The sequence below is a fragment of the Alteromonas halophila genome (assembly GCF_014651815.1).
GTDB lineage: Bacteria > Pseudomonadota > Gammaproteobacteria > Enterobacterales > Alteromonadaceae > Alteromonas > Alteromonas halophila.
Map to the genome: position 1 here is coordinate 66,321 of NZ_BMXP01000012.1, position 20,409 is coordinate 86,729.

Sequence of the window (20,409 nt, forward strand, 5' to 3'; positions counted from 1 at the left end):
GCTGTTATTTGATTCGAAAAAATTAATACACCCTATGTCGCATCAGGTTAAGAGTGCCTGATTCAGGAGAGTGTGCCGACGGTGTCTGACGAAAAGCGAAAAGTGTGCGATTGGCTTAATCCGGTTGCACATCATGCGTCTCACCGCCGCAGGCCCATACCTGTGCGATGTTGAAGTTTATCAGGAAGGAGTAGAATGTGCAGCCTGACAACGTAAGTGGGCGTTGCGTATCGCCAGTCAGCAGGCAGCGGGGATGGATAAAACCTGTACTGGCCTCGATGTTAGCCGTAGCTGCCATGGTAGTTGGCGTGCTGACCTACCAGCAAACTCAGCCGGATTTTGAAACCCTTTCCGGTGAATCATACCGCTGGGAAGAGTTTAAAGGGCAGTGGCTTGTGGTTAACTATTTTGCGGAATGGTGTGCTCCCTGTCTGCGGGAGATGCCTGAACTGAATGCTTTAGCAGCGGATATGCCGGAAAACAGCCGGGTGTTTACGCTGAATTACGATTTAAAAGGGCGTGAGGCTCTGCGTAAAATGGCCAGTGACTACAACATTGAGGTCGCTATGATCGTGGCTGAAAAAAATACTCCGCTACCGGTTCCGCGTCCTTCATACCTGCCAGCGACCTACATCGTTGGACCAGACGGTGACATACGTAAAACCATGATGGGCGAGGTCACCGAAGCTGGAATAAGAGACGCGCTGGGCAAATTGCAATCACAGTCGCTTTAAGCGCTCTTGCTGGTCGCGAAACTGCTTTATACGGGCGCGGATGCGCTGTTTGGTCAGATGATTGTCTCCGGCAAAAGTGTATGCGAACTGTAGCTCATCTACCGCCCGTGAATAGGCACCATATAACGCATAGACCTCAGCTTTGTTCTGGTGCATATCCAGAAACTGGTTGGACTCACGGTAGGCGTCTGCCAGCATTTCGTAAGCAATCTGATATTCATCATTCACCAGCAAGAAGTCCTTGAGAATCGCTACTGCCTCGTCGAATCGCTCTGCTGCAATCATTGCATTGGCCTGATTCAATGCCAGCACCACATTACGTGGTGTGTTTTGCAGGTGCGGCGCAAGCCGTTCGATGGCTTCAGCAGGTTTGTCCAGGGCAATAGAAATATCGGTCGCTGCGTCAAGGTAAAACAGATTATCCGGATCGTCTTTTAGCAGGGAGCCAAAGATGATTTCAGCGGCTTTATCATAGTTTTCGTTACGCATATGCGCCAGCGCCAGTCCGTACTGGGCACCGCGCTTAATGGTGTAGTCACCTGACTCTATCTGTGCAGTAAAGTGCTCCAGTGCATACCCTGCATCAAACGCGTAGCGTGCTTTGATCCGGGCCTTGGCCAGATGAAATGCCAGGCTGGGTGGTGTATAGCGTTTAGGGTAATCCGCGGCCCGGGAACGCGCATCCGCCACCCGGCTTTCGGTTAGGGGGTGGGTAAGCAATCGTGCTGGCGGGCGCGAATACATGCGATATTCTTCTGCCATTGTCGAAAAGAACGTCGCAGCCGCATAGGGATCATAGCCTGCACGAGCCAGCATCGCTATACCTATACGGTCCGCTTCCTGCTCGTTAGAGCGCGTATAATCAATTTGCATCTGAGCTGATGCAGCCTGACCGGCCTGCATGGCGGCCATGCCAGCCTGTGGATTCGCAATGGCAACCAGTAAACCGCCTATCATGGATGCGATAGCCAGCGGTGTCGAGCGCTGCTGGGCCTGCATACTACGCGCTATGTGCCGCTGCGTAACATGTGAGATTTCGTGCGCCAGTACCGAAGCCAGTTCGCTTTCATTTTCGGCCCGCCGGATTAACCCGGTGTGAACACCAATATGGCCGCCAAAAAAAGCAAAGGCGTTGATGGCGTCGTTATTTACCCAGAAAAAGCTGAACGGAAATTTTGCACCTTCAGCATGGGCGACCAGACGATTTCCAAGATCCTGTAAGTACTCGTCCAGCACGGGATCCCGGACAATCGGTGTCTGGCCCCGCATCTGACGCATCACAGCATCACCAACCAGGATTTCTTTATCCAGTGGCATTGCATCTGACGCGACTACTCCAATTTCAGGCAGTGCATTTTTATTTTTAATCACGCTGTCCTGCGCAACCACTGACAGGCTGGCAGCACATAAAAATAAGAGTGCACTGACACCGTGTTTCAACCTGATAACCATTCCTCTGACTTTACCACCTGGCTTACTGCATTACGGCATTAGAGTGAAAAAGCATCATGAGAGTTTCCACTTTTATCCCAAATTTTTTGCATTGTGCCGCAGCAGGGGCGCTATTGCTACCGTTTAACTCTGCAGGTGTACGGTAATCGTTGCTGATTGTTGCGGTAGTTCGCGGTTTTACCTATGATGCATATCCGATTTTTCATCGCCTTCACAGGATAGACGCTATGTTCAGCGTGTTTGGTCAATGGTACCGACGCAAGTTTTCTGACCCTGATGCAGCCATGCTGCTGATTCTTATTCTCCTGACCACCGCCGTTCTGCTGTTGTGGGGCCAACTGATCATGCCCGTTCTGGTCGCTGCCGTTGTTGCCTACCTGCTCGACTGGCCGGTAAATAAACTAACCCGGGCTGGCGTTGGACGCGGACTGGCCTGTTCCATTGTTATGGTGGCGTTTATTACGCTGGTAGTGCTTACCCTGATTGGCCTGATACCGGTAATATCCAAGCAAAGTATCAACCTTATTCAGGAAACGCCGCTTATCTGGCAAAAAGCGCAGGACTGGATCCTGACATTACCTGACAAATACCCCAACTACGTACAGGTATACCAAATCCATCAGATGATGGAAGGGCTGAACGAACGCCTGGTTGAGTTTGGTGAGACACTGATTTCAGTATCATTAGGCAATATTGCGAATTTTGCGGCGCTGCTGGTCTACGTGATCCTGGTGCCGTTGATGGTGTTCTTTATGCTCAAGGATAAGTTGTTCTTTCTGGAGAACATTTCGCGTGTGCTGCCGAAAGAGCGCAGGCTGATCTCTCAGGTCGGCCACGAGATGAATTCGCAGATTGCCAATTATATTCGCGGTAAAGTTATCGAAATCATAATTGTGGGTGCCGTTTCGTGCATAACTTTTGTGTTGATGGATTTGCGTTACGCCATGCTGCTTGGTGTGCTGGTTGGACTGTCGGTACTGATCCCATATATTGGCGCGGCTGTTGTGACCATCCCTGTGGCGGTGGTGGCGATGTTCCAGTGGGGGATATCTCCGCAATTCTGGTATCTGATTCTGGCTTACGGGATTATTCAGGCGCTTGATGGGAATCTCCTGGTGCCATTACTGTTTTCTGAAGCCGTTAGCCTTCACCCGTTATATATCATCATTGCGGTACTGGTATTTGGTGGTTTGTGGGGATTCTGGGGGGTATTTTTTGCTATCCCGCTGGCTACGCTGGTTAAAGCGGTTATCACGGCCTGGTCAGGTAATCCGGATCCCGTACCAGAGCAGATAGCAGACTGATTTGTGCTGCGCTCTGTTGTCGGCCATTGATGAACATCAGTGGCTGACAGCATCAGAGGGGGTCTGTGTGTTTGTTCCGAACAGGTGTCGGGGCACAGTAGTGGTGAAGCACGTAAAAGAGTTTTTCTTTATCTAAGGGTTTTGGCAGGTGGTAGTTCATGCCTGCTGCAATAGACTGCTTCACTTCATCTTCGAGTACTGCGGCCGTTAGCGCAATAATCGGTATCCGGGAATCAAAAGACCGGATCTCCCGGGTCGCCGTGTAGCCATCCATTACCGGCATATGTAAATCCATCAGTATAGCGTTGAACGGTTGTTGCCTGGCATATTCAACCGCTTGCCGACCATCTTCAGCTAGCTGTATCTGTAAGCCCATTGATGTCAGCACTTCCTTTGCGATCAGACGATTGATCTCGTTGTCATCCACTAGCAGAACTTTTCCCTGGAGCAAGGCCTGTACGCTGGCTTCTGGTTGTTCATCAGGCGGTGCAGCGACAATCGGCATGCGCAGCGTGAAGTGAAAAGTACTACCCATACCTTCGCGTGAATTAACCGACAACTGCCCGTTCATGTTACCGACCAGTGATGCCGCAATTTGCAGTCCTAGTCCGCTGCCTCCATGTCGCCGCGTATCTGATACTCTGGCCTGGGTAAACGCCTCGAAAATTGCTTCTTGCCGGTAGGGTGCTATGCCTATCCCGGTATCGCTGACTGCAAACTTAATGCACGCATCAGTTGCGGATTCGGAACGTAACGAGACACTAATCGAAACCGTTCCGCTTTCCGTGTACTGAATAGCATTGCTGACAAGGTTGTTCAGTACCTGAGAAAGGCGCGTAGGATCCCCGCTCAGCCAGTTTGGGATCATATCTTCACAGTGCGTCTCTAGCGTTAGCCCTTTGTTTTCGGCGCTGCTCTGAAAGGTGGCGGCTACACTTTCGATGAGTTCGGCAGGCTTGAGTGGAATAGATTCAAGAACGAGTTTACCGGCTGCCAGTTTAGAAAAGTCAAGAATATCATTTAGCAACGTATTTAGTGACCTACTGCAGGTGAACGCATGCTGTAGTTTGGGTCGTTGCGCTTCCGTCAGGGGCTGCTGAAGAACCAAATCAAGCATGCCAATAATGCCATTCATGGGGGTGCGTATCTCATGGGACATGGTGGCCAGAAACCGCGACTGCGTCTGTTTCGCCTCTGTTTCAGCCTTGAGTGCATCGTTCAGTGCCTGGCTTTTATCCAGAGTGCTGATCAGGGCGTGCTCCAGTTGATGAACTAACAAGTAGACCATCAGTGCGACGGTAAAATTGGTAACAGTAAGCCTTGCCCATATTGCCATGTCAAAGCTATGGGCCGAAAGCGGTACAAGCAGTGAGCAACTCGCCAGCCATAGTAACGCGATAATACGCCAGTACCCCTTCAACAGCATCACCGGGAAAAGGGTAGCAAGAGGGATCAGTGTCGCTGGCAATATTCCATTTTCGAGTACTAACAGTGGCGCGACAATAGCTGACTGCAGCGCCCACACCTTTGCAATGGCCAGACTGTATTTCGGCCAGTACAGGGCAGCCAGTGCCATCAACAGCCACGCTGCCGGAAACGATAATGCGATTACCAGACTAGGTGGCCTGGCAAACAAAATTACCCCTGTAATAACGATCGAAAATCCGGCAAGAATGTAAAACCCTGCGTTTCTCAGCCGCTGTTCGATAAGTGCAGTGTTGCTCTGTGACACGTGATCAGCTCTCGCTGCTTTTCTTTTTATTAAGAATGTGACGAACTGCCGCTAAAGTCCAAGAAAATATCACTTGCGTCAAATAAAGAGACACACAGGTAACCGTGACACAATACACTGAAATTGGCGCAACAAAACAATCGCTTGCATTGTGTACAGACAGGTATAACGGCGCATAACATGTCTATGGCGGTTCAATGACTCAACAGCATGCGGGCTCAACGGATTGTCGGGATTTTCTACGGCTATCTGGCGTCATGAGTAGCAAAAGCAGTCAGTATATGTATAAACTCAATGATTGATCGCCTTCACTTTCTAGCACTGCACACGTTTTGTTTAAGGATATGCGTCATGCTGCGCCAGATTCTGCATAGCTTTAGTTTATATATCGTCGGGTCGTTGGTGCTTGTCTCACCCGGCCTGACAGGTCAGTCACTGGATGATGTGACCATTTATACTGACAATAAACTTCTGATAAGCAGTTTGGAGACTGAACGTGACCAATCAGTATCGACGGCGGTAGACACGGTCATCTTGATGCTTGAAGAACTTCAGTATACAGGCCAGTTGACATATACTTCGCTGCCACGTGCACTGAAGATGATGGACAGCGGCGAGCCTGCCTGTGTCGTTAATAAAGTCCGCAATTCAAAGCGTAATCGTGAGTATGCCATTTCATTGCCATTGAATTTCTTTGAGTCGGTGCGCCTGTACCAGCTTGCAGTATTGCCACCGCTAGTCCGCGATCTTCTCGATGCCAATAACAAAGTGCGCAGTCTGCGACAGGTTATTGCCCGCTTTCCTGACACCGCAATTATGCTGCCCAGTCATTTTTCCTTCGGGAGCGAGCTTGACGAAGAGATCGCGGAAATTGATCCCCGGCAGATTGTGCGGTTGCAAGCGGATCGCTACTTTGAGTCATATCAGGACTTATTTTTAAAGCGTAATGTGGGTTTTGCACTGATGTTCCCATTCACGCATCAGCATGTGGCGCAACGCTCGCCATCGGACGCGGTCAGAGAATACAAGCTGGCCACGGTTAGCGACCATATCTCTGGTCATATTCTGTGCGCCGACACTGCAACTGGCCGACGCGCAATTAATACATTTAATCAGGCCATCGAGTCACTGTATCGCAACCCGGCTTTTCTTGATGTTCACCTGGCTTATCTCCCTGAAGCTACCCATGCTTCCTTTGAGAGACTGCTCAGCCGCCTTGTCACGACGACAAACGAACGTCACTGAACTGTCCGCCATCATCAAACGAAACCGTCAACGTAAACAGTTTGGCTCTGTTTTCACAGGTCAGTCATGTCCGCCGCCGGACAGTTCAGCACACAGACCTTGTGAAGTCTGCGCTGAGGTAAGCACAGATCACCGGTGCGGTTAACGCGTCCGGCAGAGATGAAAAGCGCAGTCATATGGACATGGAAGAATTAATTGACCATATGGCTAACGACACACTGGTGGGCTGGCAACCGGGCGAGGGTCGCGAGGCAGTGCCGGGTACACAAAAGCAGTTTGGTGCTTTGTTTAAAGCCTGGGCAGAGAGCGGTGCACACTGCCCATCAGCATAAAGAAAAACCCCGCAGATTGCGGGGTTGGTTTAGGGAAATTCCCTAGGCATTGTCTTTCAGGTACGCCAGCACCACGTCGTGGTGCTCTTTGGTTTTAAACTTATCGAACACATGCGCTACCTTGCCACTTTCATCAATCAGAAAGCTGGTGCGATGCTGTTTTATACCCCAAAACATTGGCACATTTCGTGAGAAAAGTGAGTGCTGGAGGGTGGTTTGTGGAGTGTGCATTGAAATTCTGCACACACAAGAACGGTATTTCAACAAGCAGGTCGAGGTAGGAAACGTTATGCTAAACTAAGCTTTACGCTTTTTTAGCGTCTCTAATAGGTTATATTTTTCTTGTTCAGTTAGATTCTCTATTAAACAACTCAACTCTGCTGATAGCTCAGAATCACAGAAAAAATAAGCGAGAGGAACACCTAGCTCTACAGAAATTCTCTTTAAAATCTGGATGTCAGGTGCGTGTCTACCTTTCTCATAGTGATTCATTCGGCTACTGGCTGAACTTTCGTCCAAACCAATCCGTTTACCGAGTTCTTTTTGAGAAATTCCTTTTGAGACTCTCGCGTTTTTAAGTCGAGAAGGAATTGGATTGAACACAGCTTGCAAGTGGTCTTCATACTTTTTTCCACGAATACTTAGATTCTCTAAGTTTAAATAAGTATTGTATACTTAGGAATACTAAGTTTAGGGCTGAGGTGCTTTTGTGAGCAAAAAACATCCAAGCGATATTAAAAATAAAGCTGTAGAGCAAGTTGTTGAATCAAATAGAAATATTTCTACAGTAGCTAATGAATTTAGTATTCCTACTAGTACACTGTATGGTTGGGTAAAGCATGCGAAAGCACTTGAGACACAATCTAAGGAAAAGTATATTCAGCGAAAACTGGAAGAAAATCTCAATAAAGCCTTGGATGATAAGGAGGTATTAGTTCGAGCCCTATGCATACTCTCTTCTGTAAGAATTGTCGAAAAAAAATAGTGCAAAAAGCCATAAGATATTGAAATATTGAATCTATTTGCGGGGTAAGATAAAGTTAAGTTTTACCTTAGCAACCTACATGTAATGTGGTACGTTGTTCCAAACAAAAGTTGTTGTGTAAGAGCTAAAACGAATCCTTGGTCTTTGGTGCTGACACGTTGATACCCGAAAATCATAAATAGTTCGTGCTATCCATTAACTTTGTTGTTTAATGAACCTTGATTATAGCAATGGGTTTTTCGTACTAATAATTATTTATAAGAGGGAAGCCAGTCGCCATGGTTGGAAAGTATGAATAAACGAGGGTATATTCGAACATTTAGCGAAGTAATGATTGTGAGAGTTCAATTGAAGGACAACTATAGTCGAGTAACACTATTTGAAGTACTCGTGATATCTTTTATTGATAGTTCTAATGAATGCTCTGGGCAATGGTGCTCATTTGATGATTTATTACTTAAAATACGAAAAAATTGAGGAATGCACGCGACCTCTCCCCATGGTTGTTCTTAACAATCGTGCTAATTCTTTAAAGACTTTAAAGATGCTGTTATCTCGCTCGTTTCTAAAGAACATTTTCAACTTCCGTGAAGTGTTTATACCTTTCTCATAAAAGGCTGAATAAGCTGTGCGATGTAATTCTTGGGGTAATTTGGTTGACTACCAATTCCTAGCTCCCCATTACGTGGTGAGGGTCGTTCATTAGAATTGGTGACGAATGTACCAAGGAGGTGATCCCATAAATGTGTAAACAACCCAAAATTAACGTCACCTTTGGTACCGTCTTTTACGTGATGATGTCGGTGACCTGGAGCAACAGCCCAAACATATTTTAGCGGGCCAAGCCGCATATCAACGTTAGAGTGTTGCAACAGCAACTGTATGGCAGCACTAAACCCTAACAATGCGCCTATTTCTAAGGGCATACCTATCAAAAGTAATGGGAGTGTACCTGCACTTAGTTCAATCGCTTGGTGAAGGGGATGCTTTAACAATCCATTGAACCCGTACATTCGTTCAACGCTATGATGAACCGCGTGTAAGCGCCAAAGCACTTTGTATTTATGACTAAAATAATGTGCCATCGTTATCCCAAAGTCAGCGACGATGATGGCAAAGCCAAGTTGTACTAGTAGTGGCCAATGGTGTGGCCAAATACTGAAGTGGGGCACTATCGCGGTCATTATTGGGATAAACGCGACCGTGAGAGCCAAAGAGCCTTCATTGACAATGGCATGCACTATATCTCGCCCGAAATCTCCCTGCGGTGTATTCCATGCTTTTTCATATGGTAACCATTTCTCAGCTGCAAAAGATACGACGATGGCGAATAAAAGCAGGGGTATAAGCCAAGCTGCAGATCCTGTGTTTTGGGAGATACTGGATGCAGCAAAGATAAAGCTTAAAAAAAATAATGGGCTGAACATCCATTGGACCAACGTTCTCATAGGATTTACTTATTCGCGTTTTTATTGATGCGTATATTATTCCCTAGTCAAACTTAATTCGGCTTGTATCAAACGGCTAATTACTGTGAATTTTAATGGTGTGCGGTTTGAATAACGAGGAAGGTGCAAATCCAAACAGCTGTTTAAACGTTTTACTCATATGAGGTAAGTCAGAAAAACCCGAAGCATGGGCAGCCTCAGTCAATGTTGCTGACTTACTCAGTTGTTCTATTGCGGCGCGCACACGCCACCAGACAATAAAACGACTAATAGGTATACCCACTTCTTGCTTAAAAAGATGTGTTAGACGACTTGGGGACAAGAAAACCTTCGATGATAAAAACGCCATATCGATTGCACAACCTCTCTGCGAAGCAATAATGTCGATGACCGCTCGTACCCGTTTATCCTCAGGGCGCGATGAAAGCGCAGGACTATAGACTAGCCCTACCGCTTTATTTACTGTTTTCCACACTTTGTCGATATCGACGTCAGTAAATAGATGCTGAGAAATGGATCCCAATTCTTTGCTAGTAAGCGGCAGAGTATTAATTCCATCACTCCTGGCTTGACGTAAGGCTTTGAGAAATTGTTGGTTTTGCCTATCTTCAGGCTCTAAATAGATGACTACAATCTGATTGTCCTGTGCCAAAACCTTGTGAGGGACATCTTCGAAAATCACAATACATTGTCCGGTGTGAATACTTTGTGCCTTGTAATCTTGAACCGAGATGTCTTTGTCTAAACCAATGCAAATTTGGACAGCATGATGTGCATGAACATCATTATCAGGACTGATTCCGATGTAAATCGCTTTGTAGGGCCACAAATGAATATGCATGGCTGACTCAGTATCAAAAGTTCAGGCTATTGATTTTTGCCTTATAAATCTACACAAATGACGAATGTTAGCCGATAGATACAAGTTAAGGTGAGCGCGCACAGTGAAATTGTGTTCTTCTTACAATTTTAAGTGTGTAAATAATTTAAAATACCACAGTCCCTAATGGTTTTGTCTTGGTCACACGATGACGCCATATTTTCGAGTGATGACTTTAATGCGTTTAGCTCTTCAATGCGAATAATGACGTCTGATAAATGCTTAGCTATTAACGTATTGATATTTGAACAGCTCTGATCTGGCCTCGAACGACTGTCCATTAGCGTTTTTACTTCCATGATAGACATATCTAATGAACGACACTGTTTGATAAACAGGAGTTGTTCAATAGTCCCCTTGTCGTAGACACGATAATTTCCACTTGAGCGCTTAAGCTCAGGCAAGAGCCCCTTCTTTTCATAAAAACGAATGGTCTGAATACTACAACCTGTCGTCTTTGCGACATCACCAATTTTCATTTTTTTCTCCTAACCGTTGACTCTATACCAAGTATAGACTTTATACTCATACTATTCATCAGTAAAGAGTGTGTTTCTAATGAGCGGATGTGGGTGCGAAGTTGAAATAAAAGACCAGTCTCAACGACAGGTTTTGTATTGGCTTTTGGGAATAAACGCGACAATGTTTGTTATAGAAATGGGGATCGGGTTGCTTGCTGATTCAACCGCATTAATAGCCGATTCACTTGATATGCTCGCCGACGCAGTTGTCTATGGTGTTGCCCTTTATGCTATTGGTAAATCGCTATTGCACAAAGCCAATGCGGCTAGAATTAGCGGCTTTTTTCAGATGGCACTGGGTGTGTTGATTATCATTGATATTGTAAGACGGTCAATTTACGGTAGCGAACCTGTATCGGGACTAATGATGGCTATGGGGGCAGTTGCACTGGTTGCTAATGTCATTTGTCTTGTGATCATACGCAAACAAAGAAATGAAGAAGTGCATATGCGGGCAAGCTGGATATTTTCAGCCAACGATGTGATTGCCAACTTAGGTGTTATCTTTGCTGGCGTTTTGGTGTTTTGGCTCGATTCTCGATGGCCTGATCTGGTTATCGGTGTGATAGTTTCGTGCGTTGTGTTGCGCGGGGCAAAAATGATCCTCGAAGATGCTGGAAATGAAAGACAGCGAGCGCTTAATGCGCAAAGTTGATAAGAAAATGCCAATTTTTAATTGCACATCAAAACTGCGTAGGTTGGCATGGCTACTTATTACTTTGCTCATGTGTCAATCGGGCTTTTCGTTCGCCGCTCAATGCGATGACTACCCTGCGGAGGTATCGTCAGTCCCTGAACAATCAAAGTCGATAGGCACTTATGATGTTCCCGAAAAAAATGTAAATGCTGGTGATAATACGTCGAGTGAAGAGTCTAAGTGTCTCCATTGTGTGCTGTGTCAATGTGGACAGATTAAGTTTCTGGCACAACACCCAATAAATGACGTATCTAAACCGTTATATACCAATCAATACAGTTATTCCCGCAACGTCACTGACGGCCTAGTCGAAGGCCTTTTGCGCCCACCTCAACATTAATCCATTCCCTCCTATATGTTTGCATGGGTGCTTTCCATGTATGTCGTTATCTTATGAACAAAAGGTTCTTTTATGAGTTCTTCACGCCCATTGGGCATAAAAAAAGCTAGCTCAGCGTATCTGAAATTGATATCTGCTGCACTGGTAACCATGAGCATATCTGTTCAATCTGCCAATGCGCAAAAGTCTTCAATCACGCTTGAAAATGCGCTCAAACGCACATTATCAAACAACCCAGATTTAGTTGTGTTCGAATTTAAATCTTCGGCTTTGGATGGTGAATCAAAAATGGCCAGCTTACGACCTGAAATGTCTGTTGGGGTTGAAGTTGAAAATGTGTTGGGAACAGGCGAAGTGTCTGGTATCAAAGATGCCGAATTGACACTGACCTTATCGTCGGTCATCGAGCTTGGAGATAAAGTCAGCGGCCGAATGAATGTGGTGAGTTCAAAAAAAGCACAACTGCTTACACAACGGCGCATTCGTACGCTGGACATCTTGGGTGAAACAACTCGACGATATATCAATGTCATTGTCCAACAAGCGTTGCACAAGACTGAGCAACGAGCTGAAATGCTGGCTCGCACAATGCTTCAGACAGTCTCTACACGGGTTGAAGCGGGGGCTTCTTCACCACTTGAGAAAAAACGTGCAGAGTCAGCGTTGTCGCAGGCGCGTTTGTCGTTATTGATAAGTGAACAAAAACTCAATGAGTATAAACGCGACCTGGCCATCATGTGGGGTGACACTAACGCTGCGTTTGCGGAAGTTGAAGGGACACTGTTATCGTTTCCAAATTCACTATCACTTGAACATATGCTTTCACAGCTTCAAAGCAATCCACACGTTCTGCTTTATGCTGATAACTATCGGGTACAAGAGGCCAGATTGAGAGTGGTTCAGGCCAGTCAGCAGTTCGACATTGCGTGGGAAGCCGGTATCCGAAGAATGCAGGGAATTAATGACACAGCGTTAGTCGCCAGTATTTCGGTGCCGTTAAATACCAAGCAGCGGAATCTAGGAGAATACGAACAACAGCGCGCATTGCTTGACAGTATCGACTATCAAAAACAAGCGAAAATTCGTGAACTCACTCGCCAATTAAATCAAGTCATTAGCGCAAAAGACCAAGCCTTGCTCACTGTTACGACCCTTCAAGACAATGTCGTTCCCACATTGGAATCTGCATTGAAATTGGCGCGGGATGGCTATGAAAGTGGTCGCTACAACTATATAGAGTGGGTGACAACGCAACAGCAACTCATAGATATGCAACGAACACTGATAAAAGCCGCAGGCTTAGTCCACCTTCGAAGCGCAGATCTAGAGGCACTTACGGGAATTCCCGTGTTTTCTGACTCTCCCTCGACGTCTGCTCAATCATCAGAATTACTAGAGAAAAAATAATGAATACATCACAATTTACATTACTCACTAGCGCACGTTACTTGCTTGGCGTGTTAGCCATGCTACTTACTTTATTGTTTGCTACTGTCGCCCTGGCTGATGATGACGATGAGGAAGCCGAAGAAAGACCCGAGTACGTAGTATTATCTCAAGAACGGATGCTTAAACACGATATCGTGACTGCTTCAGCCGCGTCAGGATCATTATCGCTCACAACCAGAACGTTTGGGCGGATAGTTCATGATCCTGCGTCACTGAGTCATATTCGTGCCCGCTTCGACGGTGTTGTAAAACGTATCATGGTGAATATTGGAGATAAAGTAGAAAAAGGTGACACGCTGGCAATCATTGAGTCAAACGAGAGTTTAAATCAATACTCAATCACCTCACCGATGTCTGGAAAAATCATAGCTAGACACGCCAATGATGGTGAGCTCACCAACGGTCAAGTGCTGCTTTCTGTTGCTAATTACTCTCGCGCAATTGCTCAATTGGCTATTTTCCCCAAACAACGTACTCATATTGCCGCTGATATGGAAGTCACTTTAAGGCTTGAGGAATTGCAGCAACAATCAAGTATAAGCCACATTACGTCCTCACCGGATGACAAACCCTATTCTATCGCGTTTGTGAACGTTGATAATGGCAGTGGTTATTGGCCTTTAGGCGCTATGGTAGAGGGTTATATTCAGATTGGTTTCCAAGAAGTCAATCTGGCACTCCCCAAAAGTTCAATACAAGAGTTAGATGGGCAAACCATTGTTTTTGTCAAAGAAGGGGAACGATTTTACCCCCGCCAAGTAAAACTTGGGAACACGGACAACCGTTTAGTAGAGATTGTGAAGGGCGTTCAAATAGGCCAGCAAGTCGTTGTAGAAAATAGCTATCTACTAAAAGCTGATTTATTAAAAATGGAGGCGGGCGATGATGACTAATTACCTGCGCATTTATTGTCAAAAGCAAAGCCAAGTCCATAAAAACGGTGAGGTGAGAGCATGATTGCACGAATACTCCGTCTGTCGATTGAGCGCCGTGGTGTCATGATGTTGTTCGCCTTGTTTGTCGCCTTTTTTGGTATGTACAGTTACAAACAACTGCCGATTGATGCTGTGCCTGATATCACCAACGTGCAAGTGCAGATAAATACCGCAACCCCAGGTTACTCGCCTTTGGAGACTGAGCAACGCATAACGTTTATAGTTGAAACCTCGCTGGCCGGTTTGCCTAATTTATCGTATACCCGCTCGATATCACGCTATGGCTTGTCGCAAGTCACAGTCGTGTTTAAAGAGGGCACCGATTTATATTTCGCACGAAATCTCGTCAACGAGCGTCTCACCGCCATCGCGGCGCAATTGCCAACAGGGTTAACCCCTGAAATGGGCCCTATCGCCACAGGCTTGGGTGAAATTTACATGTACTCGTTAAGTGCTGAGCCTCAGGCGCGACAGGACAACGGTCAACCCTATGATGCTATGGCATTAAGGGAGATCCATGATTGGGTAGTTAAGCCCCAATTGTCGCTTGTTGAGGGGGTGACCGAGGTTTATGCGGTAGGCGGATTTGAAAAGCAATATCATGTGAATCCTAATCCAGTCGCAATGATAAACTTTGGGATAAGTACAGGTGACCTTCTCAGTGCGCTAGAACGCAACAATGCGAATCAAGGCGCTGGTTTTGTAGAACAAAATGGGCAACAAGTACTGATCAGATCGGAAGCCCAACTGAAGGGCATCGACGATATCGGCCAAGTGGTTGTTAAGATCATTGATGGCGTACCGGTAAAAATTCAAGACATCGCCCAAATCAACCTCGGTAAAGAGCTGCGCTCTGGAGCCGGCACGTTAAATGGCCAAGAAACAGTGATTGGCACGACAATGATGTTAGTGGGAGAAAACTCTCGTACGGTCGCCAAAGCTGTGGACAGTAAGCTCGAAACCATTAAAACAAGCTTACCCGAGGGCGTTATCCTTGAAGCGGTTTACGATAGAACAAGCCTCGTTGACAAAACCATCGACACAGTACAGAAAAACCTCGTCGAGGGCGCTTTACTTGTCATCGTTGTGCTATTCGTTTTGCTTGGGAATGTGCGAGCTGCACTTATTACAGCCGCTGTAATACCCCTGGCAATGCTTGCCACGATATCGGGTATGGTCAAAACCGATGTGTCTGCTAACTTAATGAGTTTAGGCGCACTGGATTTTGGCTTGATTGTCGATGGCGCAGTTATCATTGTTGAAAACTGTATCAGGCGATTATCCGAATCCCAGAAGCAAAACGGCGCAACTCTACCGCTCAAAGAAAGACTGAATGTTGTATATGAAGCCACTAATGAAGTCATACGTCCCAGTTTGTTTGGTGTATTGATCATTACCATTGTTTATATCCCCTTGTTCACGCTCACTGGCGTCGAAGGTAAAATGTTCCACCCCATGGCAGCGACCGTGATAATGGCTTTGCTTGCCGCAATGGTATTTTGTTTTACCGTAGTGCCTGCGGCGATAGCAATTTTCATGAGAGGTAAAATTAGCGAAAAAGAAAGCCCAATTATTAAAGGTGCAAAGGCAGTCTATCGTCCTGTTTTAACCGGAGCGCTGCGTTTTAGATGGCTAGTGGTAGTAGCAGCGAGTGCTTTGGTTGTCGGCAGTTTATGGATGGGCAGTAAATTAGGCTCCGAGTTTATTCCCCAGCTCAATGAAGGTGATATCTTAGTACAGGCAATACGGATCCCTGGGACAGGGGTAGAACAAGCAGTTGAAATGCAAAAAACTCTTGAAGCGAAACTTATGCAGTATGAGCAAGTACAGACGGTATTCGGTCGCACGGGTACGGGTGAGGTCGCCACCGACCCTATGCCACCAAACATTACTGATACGTTTGTTATTTTAAAGCCTCGGGAGCAATGGCCCGATCCATCAATGACAAAAGCTGAGTTAGTGGAAACGTTTGAAGAGGACTTGTTTACTTTGCCCGGCAATAATTATGAATTTACGCAACCTATACAAATGCGTTTTAACGAATTGATTAGTGGCGTAAGGGCAGATTTGGGGATAAAGCTATTTGGGGATGACTTAGATACGCTCTTTGCATCTGCTTCTGACATTTTGACCGTTATTTCAACGATTGAAGGAGCTGATGACGCGAGGCTTGAGCAGGTAGAAGGCATTCCAATCTTCACCGTCACACCAAAGCCTGATCAATTGGCACGCTTTGGTTTGGATATAGCCGACTTGCAGTTATGGCTCAATGCTGCGACAGGTGGAGAAACCGCTGGAATGATTTTTGAAGGCGACAGACGCTTTGAGATTGTCGTGCGATATGGCGACGACATTCGAAATGAACTCACTCAGCTTGAGAGCGTTCCCATCGTCACGCCCTCTGGTGAGCATGTACCGATAAGCGAATTAGCCACACTGGCATTTAAAGAAGTACCTAGCCAAATAAGCCGGGAAAATGGCAAACGTAGTATTGTTGTCACAGCAAATGTGCGTGACAGAGATATTGGCACTTTTGTTGAAGAAGCTCAGGCGAGAATCAATGATGAAGTAGATTTACCTGCTGGTTATTGGCTCGACTATGGTGGAACCTTTGAGCAGCTCGAGAGTGCGAGTCAACGATTGACTATTGTGGTACCCGTTACGTTGTTTGTGATATTGACTATGCTGGTGATTGCGTTTGGCTCTATACGCGATGCGTTAATTATCTTCACAGGTATCCCTTTGGCATTAACAGGCGGTGTAATGTCTCTTTGGTTAAGGGATATGCCTTTATCCATATCCGCATCGGTAGGGTTTATCGCATTATCGGGAATTGCCGTGCTAAACGGATTGGTAATGCTGTCCTTTATAAAGCAACGTTTGCTAGAAACCGGAGAATTAGTGAATAGCATTGTTGAAGGAGCACTGATTCGATTACGTCCAGTGCTAATGACGGCATTAGTGGCAAGCTTAGGGTTTGTGCCCATGGCGCTCAATACGGGCATAGGTGCAGAGGTGCAACGGCCTTTGGCCACGGTGGTCATCGGCGGGATAATATCGTCAACCTTGCTAACACTGGTAGTGCTGCCTGTACTCTATCGACTCGTGCATAGTAAAGGGGATCAGTAGTGTTCTTGGGCATTTATTCGTAAATGCCCAAGTTTTACCTGAACGATTTTTAGGTACCTATTGACTCTTTATTAAGTATAGACTTTACAATCATATTCTTAACGTCATGTACGATAAGGATAGATATGGTTTCGCTTATTTTAATTAGTAGTTTTTTGGCGCTAGCCGTCCTCGGTAGAAGCTTTGTTCAATATAAGAGAAATGGTGATTTTGGTATAAGAGCAGCATCTATAAACGCACCATTAATAGAAATTGTACCAGGGGCTATATTCGTGGTTACGTTTTGCTTTGCATTTGGTCTAGTTCTTTTTGGTTACTTAGGACGTGCGCCCCTACTATTTGTTCCTTCAATTCCATTTCAGCTTCTCGGCTCCTTGATTGGCGCCTGCGGAATTGCTGTAACTTTGTTGTCTCAAATTCAAATGGGAGATTCATGGCGTATTGGCGTTGACCAGCAAGAAACGACTGCACTTATTACCCACGGGATTTACGCAAAGTCTCGCAACCCCATTTACTTTGGTATTTTTCTATTTTGGGCAGGGGTGTGTATAACGTTCCCACATTTGCTGCTTTGGGCATGTGCTTTTGTATGTTGGATTTGCATTGAAGTGATTGTTCGACAAATTGAAGAGCCTTATTTGAAGAAAGTGCATGGCGATGATTTTCTAAAATATAAGTCTGACACTAACCGATACATACCTAAGCTTTCACGCTTTAAGTTTTGACGCTTAAATAAGTAATGGCGCAGGCTGCTTTATATGCATAAACTAACGAACGGTATCTTTTAACGTCCATTTTTATGAACTGTCGTTATTCTTAAATAAAGTGAGCCGACTGATTATGTTTGCAAGCCCGTTCTCGATTAGCGTGAGTTCATTGTCAATTAAAGTGAGTCAGGCACCGGTCATATTCTCACTTAATGTGAGTCCAAAATGTACGATGTAATCAAGTCAGAGGGATTATGTTCGCGAGCCACTACAGCTAGTAATAGCAACTGATAGTAGACTTCGATGGGGAAGGGCTTGGGATTGTTGTCCAAAAATAATTCCTCTTGTAAGACAGGACTCTGTTTTATGTTTTGCTGGAAACACACAATATGCATATCCAATGATGGTGCAAATAAATAATTCTATCTCTATGCATACAAAATCGTCATCTCGCGCCATCGATATAACAGATTTAAAAGGGCACATCCTAAAAGTTATCGAAGGAATGAGAGAGCATATTCATGATCTTCCAAAAGGTAGCGATGCATTTGAAGTACCAGATGCGATGTTTTTATTTGCTGGATATTCTTGGAAAACTAATAGCTTTAAGATTTGGACACTATATTACGACCAAGAAAAAGATGAATTTCATTTTCGTAAAGCGTCTAATCATAAAAAAAGAGCCGATGGTACGAAATATTATGCCTTCATAGGCAATAATACTGATGTTGCGAGACGAAAAATGACAAAGCTTATACATTCTAAAGGTATTGCTAACATCCCAGGTCTAGATATGGAGCCACTAGAAGTTTTGATTGAAATGATTCGTGATGAAAAATACCCACATATAGGCGGCGCTCCACAAATCGTTAAAGTGTATAAGCATATGAATGTACTCCCATACTCAGTTTACTGGCCAAACAAAGAATCGGGAAACAAAACATTTCTTGGTCGCCCAATGCTAGATTATGAAGTAAATGAATATTTTACGTTGGATCCTGATAGTTTAGAGCTAGACAAAAACTAACAAAAAACTGTTGACGCTCCCTTCGCTTCGCTCCGTATTATAGCCTACGTATTTGTGCCCAAAGTTGGGCGTTGAAGGTCTGCAATTTGTCTGAAGCTGCCCGTCGCTAAATACTCCGCATAACATCCGCTATTCGCTCTTTGCTGCCATCCGCCTAGCTCAAGACTTTGCAGCGCGTTTGTCAGATCAGGTCTGAGTTAGTACAACTTAAGTGTAGCCTGCGTCAAGCTCTGACTGCATATTTCTTGGAATGTGCTTGTGAACTGCAATCACTTCATATCTAGAGTTTGTGTATATACCTGTCTCTTCATCTCTTGATTGATAAATTTTAAGTACAGCTTCGAGTGAATCACCTGGAGCTACTGTAATTTTATGAGCAAAAAAATCGTTATAAAAGTTATCATCAAGCACTGGTGCTGAGATTTTAATTCCGCGCCAAATAAATTCCCATTTGCGTTTAGTACGCTCAAGAATTGCTCTTTTTATTTGGAGGTCTGCTACTTCTTGAACCTCCCTTTGCGGCTCGTCAATTTCGATTGGTCTAGATAATAGAGGAAAGGCGCTTCTAGGGATTAAGATGTCTGGCGCTTCGTCATTAATGTCTTTAGTGAAACCAAAACTTGTTACGTTCTTATCCTTTTCCACAGCTTCAAAAGTTTTAGATACACTCTTTCTAAACTTCTCAGATTTCTCAACTTCTTTTTGAGCTTCATATACGCTTTTAGGCACTATTATTTGCTTATCACCTTGTTGAATAATTACTTGTGAATCATCAATAATAATTTTTACATCAGTATCAGGTGCTAAGGTGTGTTGGTAAATAAAAGAAGTTATTATTCCAATAGCAATGGCTTCTAGCCTATTTGAGTTGAATAAGTTCTTTAAACCTTTGTATACCGTTTTAACTTTCGCTCGAAAGCTACCTTCACCGAAAGCTTCGACTAATACTTCAACCTCGTACCCGGGGTTAATTATGGAATTAGCCTCTTTAATCGCGTCAGCAAGAGATACTAAAGATGATGCTAACGTATAAGCATTTATCTTTTTTCGCTCTCCACCAAAGTGTAAAACGAATTCTTCTTCAAATTCCCTAAGATTGACAACTTCCACGATACATCCTTATAAACTTAACGCTCCACCGTATGTGTCGGGGAGCAGTGGCTTGTTAAGTGTGGTGGGGTTCGGGGGAATCGACCCCCCATGGCGCGCTCCCGGGCGGATAACAGTAGTATTTTTGGCTTGTGACTCGCTCGAAATAGAATCTACCTCCAGGCACCCCAGTAACGCCACGATTCCACTTTTTACGTTTTTCATAATATTACTATTGCTCTTCATATCTGCTTTCTCCTGTTCCAAAGTCACCAAATGTAGTGGTCAAGTCATTTTGGCCACACCGTTGTAGCTATTCCAGTAACGCTTCTCCGATTCATTCGGCGTTAAACCACCGTTGTATGAATGCGGTCTCAGTCGGTTGTAATAGCCAATAATATAA

General features: G+C 45.1%; 18 protein-coding genes and 1 pseudogene. 11 read left to right on the top strand and 8 right to left on the bottom strand.

Going from position 1 to position 20,409, the window contains the following annotated elements; all coding sequences use genetic code 11:
* The first annotated feature begins 197 nt into the window (after positions 1-197).
* Positions 198-734, top strand: coding sequence for a TlpA family protein disulfide reductase (locus tag IE054_RS16455; protein ID WP_229805222.1), 537 nt, complete (start codon positions 198-200; stop codon positions 732-734).
* Here IE054_RS16455 and bepA read toward each other — a convergent pair.
* The gene (bepA, locus tag IE054_RS16460; RefSeq protein WP_373293940.1) at positions 720-2,180 is read right to left on the bottom strand and encodes a beta-barrel assembly-enhancing protease; all 1,461 of its coding nucleotides are present in this window, start codon (positions 2,178-2,180) and stop codon (positions 720-722) included. The two genes, IE054_RS16455 and bepA, sit on opposite strands and share 15 nt — an antisense overlap.
* 233 nt (positions 2,181-2,413) lie before the next feature.
* Between bepA and IE054_RS16465 the strand changes: the two genes are divergently transcribed.
* Positions 2,414-3,490, top strand: a complete 1,077-nt coding sequence (locus tag IE054_RS16465; RefSeq protein WP_189408245.1) for an AI-2E family transporter — start codon at positions 2,414-2,416, stop codon at positions 3,488-3,490.
* Positions 3,491-3,542: 52 nt separating this feature from the next.
* Here the strand turns inward: IE054_RS16465 and IE054_RS16470 are convergent, their stop codons facing one another.
* Positions 3,543-5,222 (bottom strand): ATP-binding protein, encoded by a 1,680-nt coding sequence (locus IE054_RS16470; RefSeq protein WP_189408246.1) that lies wholly within the window; start codon positions 5,220-5,222, stop codon positions 3,543-3,545.
* Positions 5,223-5,573: 351 nt separating this feature from the next.
* Here IE054_RS16470 and IE054_RS16475 point away from each other — a divergent pair, with 351 nt between their 5' ends.
* Positions 5,574-6,467: a hypothetical protein gene (locus IE054_RS16475; protein WP_189408248.1), complete on the top strand. Its 894-nt coding sequence runs from the start codon at positions 5,574-5,576 to the stop codon at positions 6,465-6,467.
* Positions 6,468-6,643: 176 nt separating this feature from the next.
* Positions 6,644-6,799 (top strand): hypothetical protein, encoded by a 156-nt coding sequence (locus IE054_RS16480; RefSeq protein WP_189408250.1) that lies wholly within the window; start codon positions 6,644-6,646, stop codon positions 6,797-6,799.
* A gap of 42 nt (positions 6,800-6,841) precedes the next feature.
* Here IE054_RS16480 and IE054_RS16485 read toward each other — a convergent pair.
* Both IE054_RS16485 and IE054_RS16490 read right to left on the bottom strand, forming a co-directional pair.
* Positions 6,842-6,955: pseudogene (locus IE054_RS16485) on the bottom strand (thioredoxin-dependent thiol peroxidase); the annotation flags it as partial.
* A 141-nt stretch (positions 6,956-7,096) separates the two neighbouring features.
* The gene (locus tag IE054_RS16490; RefSeq protein ID WP_373293938.1) at positions 7,097-7,411 is read right to left on the bottom strand and encodes a helix-turn-helix domain-containing protein; all 315 of its coding nucleotides are present in this window, start codon (positions 7,409-7,411) and stop codon (positions 7,097-7,099) included.
* Positions 7,412-7,508: 97 nt separating this feature from the next.
* Between IE054_RS16490 and IE054_RS16495 the strand changes: the two genes are divergently transcribed.
* Positions 7,509-7,784, top strand: coding sequence for a transposase (locus IE054_RS16495; RefSeq protein ID WP_189408251.1), 276 nt, complete (start codon positions 7,509-7,511; stop codon positions 7,782-7,784).
* A 596-nt stretch (positions 7,785-8,380) separates the two neighbouring features.
* On the opposite strand, the gene IE054_RS16500 is transcribed toward IE054_RS16495, so the two are convergent.
* From IE054_RS16500 to cadR, 3 genes are all read right to left on the bottom strand, one after another.
* Positions 8,381-9,232 carry a sterol desaturase family protein gene (locus tag IE054_RS16500; RefSeq protein WP_053911489.1) on the bottom strand — a complete coding sequence of 284 codons (852 nt, stop codon included), beginning with the start codon at positions 9,230-9,232 and terminating at the stop codon, positions 8,381-8,383.
* A gap of 76 nt (positions 9,233-9,308) precedes the next feature.
* Positions 9,309-10,073, bottom strand: coding sequence for a helix-turn-helix transcriptional regulator (locus tag IE054_RS16505; RefSeq protein WP_053911488.1), 765 nt, complete (start codon positions 10,071-10,073; stop codon positions 9,309-9,311).
* A gap of 128 nt (positions 10,074-10,201) precedes the next feature.
* A complete protein-coding gene (cadR, locus tag IE054_RS16510) occupies positions 10,202-10,591 on the bottom strand; it encodes a Cd(II)/Pb(II)-responsive transcriptional regulator (protein WP_015065929.1) in 390 nt (129 codons plus the stop codon).
* 79 nt (positions 10,592-10,670) lie between these two features.
* Between cadR and IE054_RS16515 the strand changes: the two genes are divergently transcribed.
* The 6 genes from IE054_RS16515 to IE054_RS16540 all read left to right on the top strand — a co-directional run bounded on the left by IE054_RS16515 (position 10,671) and on the right by IE054_RS16540 (position 18,917).
* Entirely contained in the window at positions 10,671-11,288 is a 618-nt protein-coding gene (locus IE054_RS16515; RefSeq protein WP_015065928.1) for a cation efflux transmembrane domain-containing protein, read from the top strand.
* A 454-nt stretch (positions 11,289-11,742) separates the two neighbouring features.
* Complete coding sequence (locus tag IE054_RS16520) at positions 11,743-13,077, top strand: TolC family protein (protein ID WP_029937684.1); 1,335 nt, start codon at positions 11,743-11,745, stop codon at positions 13,075-13,077.
* On the top strand, positions 13,077-14,012 hold the full coding sequence (locus IE054_RS16525; protein ID WP_061093929.1) for an efflux RND transporter periplasmic adaptor subunit: 936 nt from the start codon (positions 13,077-13,079) through the stop codon (positions 14,010-14,012). The genes IE054_RS16520 and IE054_RS16525 overlap by 1 nt, the downstream gene beginning before the upstream one ends.
* A gap of 60 nt (positions 14,013-14,072) precedes the next feature.
* On the top strand, positions 14,073-17,183 hold the full coding sequence (locus IE054_RS16530; RefSeq protein ID WP_139758264.1) for an efflux RND transporter permease subunit: 3,111 nt from the start codon (positions 14,073-14,075) through the stop codon (positions 17,181-17,183).
* A gap of 125 nt (positions 17,184-17,308) precedes the next feature.
* The gene (locus tag IE054_RS16535) at positions 17,309-17,908 is read left to right on the top strand and encodes a methyltransferase family protein (protein WP_004588581.1); all 600 of its coding nucleotides are present in this window, start codon (positions 17,309-17,311) and stop codon (positions 17,906-17,908) included.
* Positions 17,909-18,290: 382 nt separating this feature from the next.
* On the top strand, positions 18,291-18,917 hold the full coding sequence (locus IE054_RS16540; RefSeq protein ID WP_189408254.1) for a hypothetical protein: 627 nt from the start codon (positions 18,291-18,293) through the stop codon (positions 18,915-18,917).
* A 207-nt stretch (positions 18,918-19,124) separates the two neighbouring features.
* On the opposite strand, the gene IE054_RS16545 is transcribed toward IE054_RS16540, so the two are convergent.
* On the bottom strand, positions 19,125-20,027 hold the full coding sequence (locus IE054_RS16545) for an LAPAL motif-containing putative phage structural protein (RefSeq protein ID WP_189408256.1): 903 nt from the start codon (positions 20,025-20,027) through the stop codon (positions 19,125-19,127).
* Between the last annotated feature and the right edge of the window lie 382 nt (positions 20,028-20,409).